The organism is Candidatus Kuenenbacteria bacterium (assembly GCA_012797775.1).
GTDB lineage: Bacteria > Patescibacteriota > Patescibacteriia > UBA2196 > GWA2-42-15 > JAAZMX01.
This window is the reverse complement of record JAAZOM010000003.1, coordinates 33,469-47,001: the sequence shown is the minus strand read 5'-3', so window position 1 is coordinate 47,001 and position 13,533 is coordinate 33,469. Positions and strand designations below refer to the sequence as shown.

Genomic DNA, 13,533 nt, shown 5'->3' with positions numbered 1-13,533 from the left:
TAATAAGCGTTCTGGCGCTTTGGCTTTTGTGTGGTTTTTGAAAAAATATGGTTTATTAAATGCAGATGAATTGACGCCTTCGGCTTTGACTGCCCTGACACTTTTGATTGCTGAAAGTGACCCGCAAGATAAAGATAAAATGATCGGGGTGGTTTTGATGTTATTGAAAAAATAAAATAGAAAGAGGTTAGTAAAGGTGAAATAATTAAAACACTATTAACTAATTAATTTTATGAAAAAAATATTTTTAGTGCTTCTGGCAGTAGTGGTGGTCGCCGGAGTTTTTTATCTGACGCGCTCGAGTGGCGTTGATAATAATATCAATAACAACACTGGGCTGGTTAATAATAATAAAACAGGGGAGAAGGTGTCTGGTAAAACTCTAGATGTGAGCGGCCAAAATCTGACCCGTTTGACCGCGGAATTTTTTAATGACAATCCGGGCGTGGAAATATTGGATGTGTCCAATAATAAATTAACGGGCGCCCTGCCAGCCGAAATCCGCAAGATGACTGGCCTGAAAATTGTCCGAGCCAGCAATAATCAATTGACTGGCATCCCAGCCGAGATCGGCCAGCTCTCAAAATTGCAGGAATTGGATTTTAGTGGCAATCAGATCAATACCTATCCAAATGAAATGGCTAATTTGAAAAATAATTTAAAAGTTTTGAAACTAACTGGCAATACTTTTACGCCGGCGCAGATTGCAGAATTGCAAAAGTTTTTGCCAGAAACAGAGATAGAATTTTAAGGTAAAATAGCGTTTTTTCGGCCTTTTTATCCAGCACCAAATTTGAGTGCTGGATTTTATTTGACAAAAATTACTTTTAGGGGTATTATGAAAAGTCAAAAAAATAAAAAAAGCGTAGAAAGGAGGTGAAGAAAATTGGTAATTTCCAAGATCAAGATAAGGAAACTAAGGGTTGCTCCGCGAAGAGAGTCGTGGAGTTGCGGGGCGTGCCCTCAATGCGGTCGTGGCTGTGTGAAAATATGGTCGCACGATAATTGCGTGTGCTCTGCTGGTCACATATGGTGATATGGCTAGCGGAGCGAAGGCTGGGTTTTTCTCAGCCTTTTTTATTTTGCGGAAAATTTTAGTGCTGGATTTTTATTTGCCAAAATTAAGTAAAAGTGGGAAGATGATAAAAACCAAAAGTTAGTTTTTTATTTAAAAATACCTTGAATCCTAAAAGGAGGAAGATTTATGCAAAAAGTGTTCAGCGATTTCTTCGGGTGGCTGGCAGTTGTGACTGCTGGCCTAGGAGGTTTTTTTATGACATCGGGACAATATGTCTTTGTCGTGTTGTCAATTTACCTCTTGGCCAAGACTTCCGGCCGGATAAACTATGGCCACATGACGGAGACAGAACTCCGTCGATATTGCGTCATTAATAGCAGGGACGATACCAGTTGGCCACCAATCGCCCCGCCGACGCCGGAAAAAATGTTGAGAACCATAAGATAAAAAAGTGAGGACTCGAACGGGCCTTGGATTTTTGCCCAAGGCCTTTTTTATTTGCCAAAATAAAACAAAAGAGCCATAATTAAATTAAATAATATGTCTAAAATATTCAAATTTTTATTACTCTTTATCTTGGTATTTTCTAGCAACACCAATTTTGGTGAGGCCAAAGTAGAAGAGTTCAAAAAAGGCGTGGCCCATGGCACATTTATGATGCAAGGTTATTCTGGTTTGGAAGCGCCGGGTACTTTGCGTTTTTTTGCTGCAGGAGCCCAAGCTGCAGAATCCTCGTTGTCCTATGTGGATGATGCCTATATCTCGCTTGATGATGGCGACCGTGAAGGCAACCCTTATGAACTTAAAGGTACTTTTTCTGGCGGGCCAAATGGCGTGGCCACTTTTGTCAATTATGAAGGACTATCTTTTAGTGTGCCTTTGAAAAACGGACGAACTTTTGATTTGAGTATTCCCGGAGTGCAAGTGCACATGACGGTTAGTGATCCTTCTATTTTTGAAATAGACGAAGAAGACTTACCAGCGGAATATGATCCAGACGCGCCATTGACTGATTCTGGCGTGCGCCCTGCAGATATTTCTGGCCAAGTAGAAATTGCTTGTCCGCCAGATTTTGAAGCTTGGGATGTGCTCAAGATGGGTCGAGTTATCTATAATCACTGCAAATTAAAAACCGGCGAAGACAGCACGCTCAAAATTTCTTTGCAAAGCGGCACCAGTTTTACCATGAAACCAGAAACAGAATTGGTTATCAATGAAACAATAAAAGAAAAAAGTAAAATTAAACTTTTGTTTGGTAATATTTGGGCCAATGTCAAAAAAATGGTCAAAGGTGAAGAAATTTATTTTGAAGGCAGTCAGGCTGTGGCCGGCATCAAAGGCACGACTTTTGAAATGATAGAAACAGGCGAGACAACCACGCTCAAAGTGATTGAAGGCACGGTGGAATTTCGAGATAAAGCCGATGGAAAAACAGAAATGGTCAACACTGGTGAATCACTCGCGGTGGATCTCCGGGGTTTTGGCGAAAAAACAAAATTTGACCCGAGCACGGAAACAGAGAATAAACCAATTGCGCCAACAGAAAATAAAATAGAAGAAAATAAATCAGAAAGTAAAAGTGATGTGGCTCTGCCAGCCATTATCACTTTGGCTATTGTTATTGGTGCGGTGTGGGTGGTGAAAAAGAGAAAGAAATAAAGTTTAAAAATTAGGGGAATAAAAATATAGAGTTACAACTAAGGATACTCTTTGACCTTTAAAGTGAAATAATTCTAATATAAACTAAAAATTCAATATTATGTTAAAGAAAATTCTCAAAGTGTTTTTGATTGTTTTTATCACCATCGTAGTTTTGATTGTTGCTTTGGGTTTGTATATCTGGTTCAAAAATCCGTTGGGGCTAAGAGGGGTGATCCAATACAAAATAGCGCCCCAGAGTGTCCAGATGGACGAGACATATGATCATCCTTTGCTCAATGTCAGTCAGGAAAAACAACTGCGCGATATTGGGATTGATCCGGCTACCTTGCCGACAGAAATCACGCCGGCCCAGCAGGCTTGTTTGCAGGAAAAATTGGGGGCTACTCGGGCCGCCGAGTTATTAAAAGGCGCGGCGCCGACTACGGCTGATGCCTTGAAGGCCGCCACTTGTTTGTAATATTATTTACTGAACTTAAAAGCCCCAAAGAGCAGGGTTTTTTATCCAGCACTAAATTTTAGTGCTGGATTTATTTGCTAAAAATAAGGAAAAGTGGGATAATTTCAGTATAAATATACTAATTAAATAATAAAAAATATGAACAAAAAAATCATCTTAATCATCGTGGCAGTGTTGGTTGTCGGAATTGTTGGCGGTTATGCTTTGGCATTATCCCAAAAAAATAATCTGTCGGGCAAAGTTCAAGATCAAGAAGTAATCGCTCAAAAACAAAATATAAACAAAGCCAATTGTTTGGCTGATGAATGTCTGGCCGTGAATGACCTGGAATATCCCGCTGGTAGTTTATCAAGTGAAGCCAAAGAAGCTTTGGTAGAAGCCATAAATGATGAATACAAAGCTCACGCGCTTTATGAAAAAACCATTGCCAAGCTCGGTTTGGTCAGGCCATTCTCTATGATCATCCGCGCCGAAGAACAACATATTGCTTCTCACAAATCGCTTTTTGATAAATACGGCCTAGAAATTCCAGCTGACAATTGGGCGGGCAAAGTTTCAGCCGAAAGTACATTACAGCAAGCTTGTGGGGCAGGTGTAGAGGCCGAGATTGCCAATGCCAAGCTATATAGAGAAAAGTTATTGCCGATGGCAGAGGGTTATGAAGATATACAGGCTGTGTTTACCAACCTTATGAATGCTTCAGAACAAAAACATCTAGTAGCTTTTGAGAGGTGTAATTAGAAAGAATTTCTTTTAGATTTATGTAAAACAGCGTGAATTTGATCAAAAAAGGAGACAAATTCACGCCTTTCTTAGTAGTTTTTGTGATTTTTAAAAAGTATTTTTAAGCCCTTGCTTTTTCTTATTATATCCATTATACTACTTGTAGTGGACAAAAAAAGCTTATTTTGTCCAATATAAATAAAATAATATGCTTAAAGACATAGTTTCTAACCAAAAAATGCAGAAAGAGCAACTTTTAACCCTTTCGTACATAGGCCGAACTAAAGAGCCATTTGCCAGAAAGTGGCTGGATTCAAACTTAATAAAAGTTGTCTTAGGGCCTCGTCGGGCTGGCAAATCCGTCTTTTCTCTCATGCTCTTGAAGGATCGTCCTTTCATGTACTTTAATTTTGATGACGAAGTATTATCAAGCGCGGGCGGGATAGCTACTGATGAACTGATGAAGGAGTTACATGCCGCGTATGGTCAAGTAAAGACTATTTTATTTGACGAAATACAGAATCTGCCAAACTGGGAACTCTTTGTTAATCGACTGCATCGGGAAGGATATAATATGGTGCTCACCGGCTCTAATGCCCACCTACTTTCAAAAGAGCTGGCCACACACTTGACTGGCAGACATATGCCAATAGAAATACTGCCATTTGATTTCAACGAATTTTTACGTTCAAAGAAATTTCAGATAAGCGAGGAATATAGCGCACTACCGCAACAGCGTGGCGAGCTTTTAAATCTCATGGAAAACTATCTTGTTAATGGTGGCTTTCCAGAGGTGGTGGTCAACAACATTGACGCATCGGATTATCTTGAAGTCTTGTTTGATGCTTTGGTTTTTAAAGATGTGGTCAAAAGGCACAAGGTTAAATTTTCTACTCAAGTGGCAAACTTAGGCGGACATTTGATAAACAATTTTGCTAATCCATATACGATACGTAAAATTCTTGAAATTCTAAATTTGAAGAGCGCATCCACCATAGAAAAATATATAAAATATCTAGAAGAAGCATATCTTATATTTTCTCTACTTCGATATTCACCCAAATCCGTACAGCGGATAAAGTCTCCCCGAAAGGTGTACGCTGTCGATAATGGTTTTATAACTGCAAAAGCAATCCAGCATTCTCCGGATAAAGGCAAACTTATGGAAAATCTTGTTTTTACCGAATTAGTGAAGCATGGAGTCAAGCCAAACAGAGATATGTTTTACTACAAAACTCGGAATGACCGCGAGGTTGATTTTGTTGTCAAAAATGGAGCGGAAGTTACCGAACTCATACAGGTTTGTTATGAGTCTCTAAGTTCAGATGTGGAACAAAGGGAAACAAAGGCGTTGTTTGAAGCAAGTGGTGAACTGAAAGTGAAAAAACTCACTGTGCTCACTTGGGATGAAAAAAAGGAAGTAGAAAAAGACGGGGCAACCATACATTTTAAGCCATTGTGGGAATGGCTTACCGAAGAAACTCAAGCTTCTTAGTCACTATGAAAGTTGTGTTTACCAACCTTATAAACGCTTCAGAACAAAAACATCTAAAAGCTTTTGAGAGGTGTAGGTAAAAAGTTGGTTCAATAATAATATGCCCTTCGAGAATTGCGGGGGTAATAATGGAAAATAATAAAGTGAGATAATTTTAGTATAAATATCATTTCGTCATCGGCGGTGATAATTTAACTGCCCGTCCGCCTTTGGAGGATAGACAAAATAAAGAAAATATGAAGAATTAATAAAAAAATATGGCACTATTTAAAATCAATAATTCAACAGTTAAAAAATTAGTTGCTCGGGATTTGGATTTGGAGCGTAAACTTCAAGAATTATTTGAGGCGAACTTAGACGAAATTTTAAATATTGTTTTTCTTGCTCATGAATACTCGACAAGTTTTGGTGGAAGAATTGATACACTTGGTATAGATAAAAATGGTTCACCTTGCATAATTGAATACAAGAAAAACCAAAACGATAATGTTATCAATCAAGGACTTTCGTATCTGCGTTGGCTACTTGACCATAAGGCTGATTTTGAAATTTTATGTCAAAACAAAAAAATAGATATTGATATTGATTGGGATTCTCCTCGCGTTATCTGTATTGCTGAAAGTTATAATAAATTTGATCTTGACACAGCAGACATATTACCTATAAATATTGAACTTTTACGTTACCGTATTTATGATGAAAACATTTTATATGTTGAACCAGAAAATTATCAGAAAGTTAGAATTTCCACATCAAACATAGTCAAAAAAGCGAAACAGGGGAAAGAAAAAAATAAACAGTTGCAAAAAACATATTCTATAAATTATCATCTTGCGAGAACTCACAGACAAACCGCTCGTCTATTCCAAGCTTTGCGAGAGAAAATAATGTCATTGGACGAAAATATTACTGAAGAAGCAAAGGCAAAATATATTGCCTATAAGACGTCAACAAATTTTACAGATGTTGTATTAATGAAAAATGAATTAAAGATTTTTCTTAATGTAAGAAGTGGACAGCTTGATGATCCTCAAAATTTAGCCAGAGATTTAACTAAGCCCAAACATGTTGGCCATTGGGGTAACGGAGATTATGAAATAAAATTTGAAAGAGAAAGCGAGATTGAAGCAGTTTTTGCACTTATCAAAAAAAGTTATGATTTAAGTAAATAATATCCATGACAAAAATAAAGGATCTTCCAAAAACTGATAGACCCCGTGAAAGATTTTTACAAAAAGGGGCTGATGCACTTTCAAAAAGTGATCTTTTGGCAATTCTTTTGGGTAGTGGCATAAAAGGTAAAAATGTTAAACAACTTTCTGAGAATATTATCAAAAAATTCGGTAAAAACTTTTTGAATATAACCGTTGATGATCTTTTGGAAATTTCAGGAATCGGACAAGCAAAAGCATTGCAAATTGCTTCCGCAATTTCATTAGTAAAAAGATTTTACGACGAAAACAAAACCAACGAGATTGTTATAAAAAATTCTCAAGATGTTTTATCCCTTACTTACGACTTAAGGGATAAGAAAAAAGAACATTTAGTTTGTCTTTATTTAAACGCACGAAATGCTTTGTTAAAAAAAGAAATTGTTAGCGTCGGCCTTTTAGACAAAGCATTGCTACATCCGAGAGAAATTTTTTATCCCGCAACTGAATTACACGCCGCCAGCGTTATTTTGGTTCACAATCACCCTTCGGGCGATTCTTCACCAAGCGAAAAAGACAACCAAATTATTGAAAAAATAGTACAGGCTGGCGAAATAATGGGAATACCTGTTATTGATTTTATTGTCGTTTCCCAAAACGACCATTACAGCTTTTACGAAAAATTAAATAAACAAAAAGCAAGTGTTGATTATGTCGCAGATGGAATACAGGGCACGCTTTTTACTATGTTTGAAACTGAAAGACCATCCTATGAGATAACCGCCGAAAAAATCCAAGAAAATTATTTTTACATTCCACAAGTAAGAGAAAACCATCTCCAGCTACACAATCGCAGGTATATTGGCAATAAACACAAGTTAATTGAATGGATTTTTTCTATAATCAACAAAGAATGTAGCGGAAATTCATTTGCAGATATTTTTGCAGGAACGGGTGTTGTATCCGCTGTTGCAACCAAACACTTTGAAAAAGTTTTATTAAATGATTTTTTACATTCAAACTACGCAATATATCGTGCTTTTTTCGGAAATGAGGAATGGGATAAAAATAAAATAGATAACATCATCAAAAGCTATAATAATATTTATGGCGATGATTTAGAGGAAAACTATTTTTCCAAAAATTTTGGTGGCAAATTTTTCAGCAAAAATTCAGCAAAAATTATCGGCTTTATTCGCGAAAATATAGAAGAAAATAAAAATAATTTAACTGAACGAGAATATTACATGTTAATCGCTTCTTTGCTTTATACCGCCGATAAAATCGCCAACACGGTTGGACATTTTGACGCTTATTTCAAAAAGGAATTTATCAATGATAGTTTTTTCATGAAACCGATTGACCCAATAGACACGCAAGAAATATCAATTTTTCAAGAAGATACGAACGCTTTAGCTAAAAAAATAAATGCTGATGTCGTTTATATTGACCCGCCATACAACTCAAGACAATACAGCAGATTTTATCATGTACTTGAAACCTTGACTAAATGGGACAAACCAAAACTTTTTGGTGTTGCTCTAAAGCCAGAACCGGAAAATATGAGCGATTATTGTCGAAACAGCGCTAAAGATAAATTTGCAGAACTCGTGAGAGACCTTGACGCAAAATATTTAGTCGTTTCGTACAACAATACATACGATTCAAAAAGCAACTCCTCAAAAAATAAAATCACACTCCAAGAGATTGAACAGATTTTACAAAAAAAAGGCCCAACAAAGGTTTTTGAAAAAAATTATAGGCATTTCAACGCAGGCAATACTAATTTTAATAATCACAAAGAATATCTTTTCGTAACAAAGGCAAAAATATGACAACCAAAATAAGAAGATCCCCTTTGTTTTACGTCGGGGACAAATACAAGCTGATGAAACAATTGGTAAATTTATTTCCCAAAGAAATAAATAATTTTTATGAACCTTTTGTCGGCGGAGGCACAGTATTTTTGAATATTGAAGCGAAAAAATATTTTCTTAACGATATAGACAAACACTTAATCAATATTCATAAGCTTTTAATCGCTAGTGCAAAAAATCCAGAAGGGTTTTTTAAGGACGCTGAAAAAATAATCCATAAATATAAACTTTCGCATTCATATAAAAAGGATATTGTCCCTGATTCGCTAAAAAAAGAATTTAAAAAAACTTATTACGCAAGATTTAATAAAGACGGATACGATAAATTGAGATTGTGCGTAAATAATTATCAGAAAAATGACCCTCTGATTTTGTATATTCTGCTTATTTACGGATTCAATAGAATGTTAAGATTTAATGGCGGAGGAAAATTTAATTTACCTGTTGGTAATGTTGATTTTAATAAAAATGTGGTTAACGCCCTGAACGGATACTTTGATTTTGTGCATGATAAAAAAATATCTATAACTTCAAAAGATTTTAAAAAGTTTTTTTCGGACAAAAAATATTCAAAAAATGATTTTATATATTTAGATCCTCCATATTTAATATCCGCAAGTGAATATAATAAATTATGGAATCAAAAATCAGAGGCCGATTTATTAAAAATAATTGATGACTTAGACAAAAAGGGGGTTAAGTTTGCCTTATCAAATGTTACTCACTATAACGGAAGTAAAAACGACCTACTGCTGAAATGGATGAAAAAATATAAAGTACACAAAATTGAAAGCAACTACATTAATTATCATAACAACGGCAAAAAGATAATTAAGGAAGTTTTGATCACTAACTATTAAATTTATGAATAAACGACAATCTGAATACAAGCCATTACTGTTTACAACTACAATGAGAAATCCTGAACGATTGAAGGATTTTTTAACCGTACTTGCGGAATATGACGGCGAAATTTTAACAAATGAAATTATAGATAAAGTCGCCAAATCCTTAATTCAAAAAGGATTATATCAGCCAATGAAGGTGTCTTCGGCTATAAAAGATAAATGGAAAAACGAGGTTGAGTTAACTGAAACAGAGACCGAAAAAGTATTTTCCGATAATCCACAAAGCCACAAAGAAGCAGGATTTGAAAAAGGATGGCCATCAAGATTTGATACTTGGTTTAAAATCGCCAAAGAACTTGGCCTTGTTTGGTATTGGCAAAATGAAGAAATAAAATTTTCCGAAAGCGGAAAAATGTTATTGGACAAGGAAAAACCAGAAAACGAGTTAATGGTTTTTGCCAATGCTTTTGCAAAATATCAACGCCAAAATCCGTTTCGCCGTGTTTTAAATAAAAATGTTCCGCTTATTTTGCTCATACAAACCATAAAACTTTTGAATGATGATCCTGCGTACAAAGGAGCTGGTATATCCAGAGCAGAAATACCGTTATTGCTATGCTGGCAGGATGACAATGCCGAGGGTTTATATAAAGAGATAAAGAAACTACGCAAAAAGCACAGCTACACGCCCAGTAACGAAGTAGTTTTGGATCTTTGCTATAAATTATTAAACGAAACAAAGCGAGATGATAATTCAATTCTCGGCGATTATCCTGACGATTTTATACGAAAAATGCGCTTGACTGGCTTGTTTTCTTTGCGTGGCGGAGGTCGTTTTATAGATATAAATACAAAGGAATCTGCGACCGTAGATTATATTTTGAAAAACTATATTTCCTACAAGGAATTTAAAACGGAAAAAGAATTTTTTAAATACATCGGGCAAGTTGATCACGATTTAATTTCAACACTTTCAGTATTTAAAGCCCCAGCAAAAACCACAAAAGCGGAATTGGAAAAATGGGTTAATCATTACGCTTGGGAATCTATTAAAAACGAACTGCTTAATTTGGCACAGAAAAAATCTTCAAGTGATGATATCTTGAAAGTTATTGAACAGCCATTGCGCTTGGAATTTTTGACATCCTTGGCAATCCTTAAAAAATTACCGAATGTTATCGTAAAACCAAATTTTGTTTCAGATGACGAAGGATTGCCGACGAGCTTCGCTTCTGGCGGAAGTCCTGATATTGAATGTTTGGAAGATAAAGACACGGTTTTAGTCGAAGTAACCTTGCTAACGGGAACACAGCAACATATTAGAGAGTCGTTTTCCATACATCGCCACCTTGAGGAATATGTAAAAAGAGGTACAAAATCATATTCCGTCTTTATCTCGCCAAAATCTTTTATTGATACCGAACGTTATTTTGATTTCATCAAAAAAGATGGTTTGGAAGTGAGGATTTTGAATATTGATAAATTGGTTAATGGTCTTGAGATGAAAACCACTTTAAATGAAGTGACTATATAATTTTATGCAATTAAACAAACTAACTCCCGAAGAAAAGCGGGTGATAATTGACAAGGGAACTGAAGCACCTTTTGTGGGCGAGTATGTGAACAACACCGCCCACGGCGTGTATGTTTGTCGGCAGTGCCATGCTCCGCTTTATAATTCCCAAGACAAATTTGCAAGCACTTGTGGTTGGCCGAGTTTTGATGATGAAATAGAAGGCGCGGTCAAAAGATCTCTGGACGCTGATGGAATCAGAACCGAAATTACCTGCGCTCGCTGTGGCGGACATTTGGGACACATATTTCAAGGCGAACATTTGACTGACAAAAACATCCGTCACTGTGTCAATTCCATTTCATTAAAATTTATTGAAGGCAAATAAAAAATAATTTTAGGCTCAAGGAAAAAATAAAAAGCTGGAAATATTTTTAAAAAATATGCTTGAACAAGATAAAAATAATCAGATCATTATTTATAGCACAGCGGATGGTGAGACAAGAATTGAGGTGCAAATAAAAAATGAGACTGTTTGGCTTTCGCAAAAGCAAATGGCTGAGCTTTTTGATTGTTCTGTGGATAATATCAGTCTGCACCTAAAAAATGTTTTTAAAGAGGCTGAATTAAACGAAAATTCAGTTACCGAGGAATACTCGGTAACTGCCACTGACGGTAAAAATTACCTTGTAAAACATTATAATTTAGACGCCATAATTTCCGTTGGCTATCGTATAAATTCTCTGCGTGGCACGCAATTTCGCGTTTGGGCCACCCAAAAATTGAAAGAATACATAGTAAAAGGTTTTGTGATGGATGACGAACGACTAGCCGAGGGCAGAGTGCGCAAAACATATTTTGAAGAATGGGAAGAAAGAATTAGAAAAATCAGAACTTCAGAAGCAAATTTCTATCAAAAAGTCCGCGATGTTTTTGCCACGAGCGCCGACTACAATTTCAAAACAGATTATGCCCAAAAGTTTTTTGCCACGGTGCAGAATAAATTTCATTTTGCCATTACCGGACTCACCGCGGCGGAAATAATTTCCCACCGAGTGGACAGTCAAAAAGAAAATATGGGTTTGACCAACTGGAAAGGGGAAGTTATTACGCGCGAGCAAGCCCAAATTGCCAAAAATTATTTAGAAGAATTGGAATTAAAGAGATTGAATTTATTGGTGGAACAATTTTTATCTTTTGCTGAATTGCAAAGTGTGGAGCAGAGAGTCATGTATATGAAAGATTGGATTCAAAAACTGGATGATTTTTTAATTTTAAATGATAAGGAAATTTTAAATAACACCGGTGATATTTCACACTTGGAAATGGAGAATAAAGTCCGAGAAGAGCTGAAGAAATATAATGAGAGTGTCAAAAGATTGAAAAATTTATAAAATAATAATTAATCACAACCACATGAACACTATCCCAAAAATAATCATTGGCGCGGTGGCGGTCGTTGTTTTGGTCGCGGCTGGCTTTTTTTTGAAAAACACTTTGATTGATTCTGGTCAAAAAGAATTGGACACGCCGGAAAAAATCGTGACTGATTATAAAGATCTCTTGGCTGAAGCCGAAGAGTTGCAAAACTCGGCTGGGATGAATTGTGGCGATAAAAAAGAGACTAATAAAAAAATAGATGCTTTAGAAAAAAAGTTGGCAGATTTGGCCGAGCGTAAAAAACAATGGCTGGACAGTGTACCCAAGTTGCCAGATGTAGAGCCTGTAGTATTAAGTGGCGACAATCCACTGGGTCGGCCCGGATCAGAAGTGCCGGAATTAAGTTCCGACGTGCCACCATTGCCAGATATTAGCCCGGAAAATATAGAAGTGCCAGGGTCGCAAGTACCGGAATTGACTTCCGATGTTCCACCTTTGCCAGACATTGGCGTAGAATCAATCGAATATATCCCAGACATGCCGGAAATAAATCCAGGACGCCCCGGTTCGGAAGTGCCCGAGCTGACTTCTGATGTACCACCTTTGCCGGAAATAAATGAAATCAATATCATTGATCCCAATGAAAATATTTTTCAAATGGACGACAATGCCCAAAATATAAAAGATATTTTGCAAGCCTTGAGAGATTTGTGCCAAGAAGCAGAGCCAGTCAAAAAAATTATTTCTGATAAATGTAGCGATGCTTGTCAGAGACACAAAGACTGCGCCGCCTATACCGAGGATGTGACAGCTACTGATTTGACTGATGCCTACAATACTTGCATGGAAGAATGCCCCACTTGGCCCAAAGAGATGGTCAAGTGTATCAATGCCACGGATATTAAAACACCCAATGACTGTGTGGGTTTTGTGCAATGCCAAGTACCGCAGTTTTATGACAAATATGCCCAGTAGTTAAATTGAGCCGGAGATGATATTATGAATAAATATTTGAAAATAATTTTATATATCCTAGCCATGATGTTTGGGGTGTTTATATTTATCTATGGCGGCTACGACGACAGCCCGGGCGCGCAACTTCTGGGGGTGATATTTTTTGTTTTAGGCATGGTGGGGTTGATTAAAATTAGAAAAAATAAAATTAATAAATAAAAATATGGCACAAAACAAAATCAACTGGCCGCGTCTGGCCAAAAATTTGTCTATTATCATCGGTATAGTGTTGATCTGGCGGGGCATCTGGTATGCCTTGGATGAGGTAGATAAGTGGCTTTTTGGCGGCAGTCATATCTGGACGGCGATCGCGGGTATCGCGATTGGTCTCATTATTATCTATCTGCCGGACAAGGACTGGAAAGAGATTGAGAAATTATAAAATAATTAATAAA

General features: G+C 36.6%; 16 protein-coding genes. All 16 read left to right on the top strand.

The genetic code is table 11. The annotated features are described in order from the left end of the window. On the top strand, positions 1-175 hold a 175-nt coding region (locus tag GYA54_00445), incomplete at its 5' end, for a death-on-curing protein (protein NMC51184.1). Positions 176-232: 57 nt separating this feature from the next. Continuing rightward, positions 233-751 carry a hypothetical protein gene (locus tag GYA54_00440; GenBank protein ID NMC51183.1) on the top strand — a complete coding sequence of 173 codons (519 nt, stop codon included), beginning with the start codon at positions 233-235 and terminating at the stop codon, positions 749-751. A 453-nt stretch (positions 752-1,204) separates the two neighbouring features. Continuing rightward, a complete protein-coding gene (locus GYA54_00435) occupies positions 1,205-1,465 on the top strand; it encodes a hypothetical protein (protein ID NMC51182.1) in 261 nt (86 codons plus the stop codon). A gap of 93 nt (positions 1,466-1,558) precedes the next feature. Further along, positions 1,559-2,677, top strand: coding sequence for a FecR domain-containing protein (locus GYA54_00430; protein ID NMC51181.1), 1,119 nt, complete (start codon positions 1,559-1,561; stop codon positions 2,675-2,677). 100 nt (positions 2,678-2,777) lie between these two features. Further along, positions 2,778-3,137, top strand: coding sequence for a hypothetical protein (locus GYA54_00425; GenBank protein ID NMC51180.1), 360 nt, complete (start codon positions 2,778-2,780; stop codon positions 3,135-3,137). 324 nt (positions 3,138-3,461) lie between these two features. Beyond that, positions 3,462-3,878 carry a DUF2202 domain-containing protein gene (locus tag GYA54_00420; protein ID NMC51179.1) on the top strand — a complete coding sequence of 139 codons (417 nt, stop codon included), beginning with the start codon at positions 3,462-3,464 and terminating at the stop codon, positions 3,876-3,878. Between the two features lie 190 nt (positions 3,879-4,068). Then, on the top strand, positions 4,069-5,355 hold the full coding sequence (locus GYA54_00415; protein NMC51178.1) for an ATP-binding protein: 1,287 nt from the start codon (positions 4,069-4,071) through the stop codon (positions 5,353-5,355). A 257-nt stretch (positions 5,356-5,612) separates the two neighbouring features. Next, entirely contained in the window at positions 5,613-6,527 is a 915-nt protein-coding gene (locus GYA54_00410) for a transporter (GenBank protein ID NMC51177.1), read from the top strand. A gap of 5 nt (positions 6,528-6,532) precedes the next feature. Further along, positions 6,533-8,341, top strand: coding sequence for a DNA repair protein RadC (radC, locus tag GYA54_00405; protein NMC51176.1), 1,809 nt, complete (start codon positions 6,533-6,535; stop codon positions 8,339-8,341). Continuing rightward, on the top strand, positions 8,338-9,243 hold the full coding sequence (locus GYA54_00400) for a Dam family site-specific DNA-(adenine-N6)-methyltransferase (protein ID NMC51175.1): 906 nt from the start codon (positions 8,338-8,340) through the stop codon (positions 9,241-9,243). The genes radC and GYA54_00400 overlap by 4 nt, the downstream gene beginning before the upstream one ends. 4 nt (positions 9,244-9,247) lie before the next feature. Then, complete coding sequence (locus tag GYA54_00395) at positions 9,248-10,765, top strand: AlwI family type II restriction endonuclease (protein ID NMC51174.1); 1,518 nt, start codon at positions 9,248-9,250, stop codon at positions 10,763-10,765. A 4-nt stretch (positions 10,766-10,769) separates the two neighbouring features. After that, on the top strand, positions 10,770-11,132 hold the full coding sequence (locus GYA54_00390) for a methionine-R-sulfoxide reductase (protein NMC51173.1): 363 nt from the start codon (positions 10,770-10,772) through the stop codon (positions 11,130-11,132). A 55-nt stretch (positions 11,133-11,187) separates the two neighbouring features. Further along, a complete protein-coding gene (locus tag GYA54_00385; GenBank protein NMC51172.1) occupies positions 11,188-12,138 on the top strand; it encodes a virulence RhuM family protein in 951 nt (316 codons plus the stop codon). A 22-nt stretch (positions 12,139-12,160) separates the two neighbouring features. Beyond that, positions 12,161-13,099, top strand: a complete 939-nt coding sequence (locus GYA54_00380; protein NMC51171.1) for a hypothetical protein — start codon at positions 12,161-12,163, stop codon at positions 13,097-13,099. 24 nt (positions 13,100-13,123) lie between these two features. After that, entirely contained in the window at positions 13,124-13,297 is a 174-nt protein-coding gene (locus GYA54_00375) for a hypothetical protein (GenBank protein NMC51170.1), read from the top strand. 4 nt (positions 13,298-13,301) lie between these two features. Next, positions 13,302-13,520, top strand: a complete 219-nt coding sequence (locus tag GYA54_00370; GenBank protein ID NMC51169.1) for a hypothetical protein — start codon at positions 13,302-13,304, stop codon at positions 13,518-13,520. Positions 13,521-13,533: the final 13 nt, after the last annotated feature.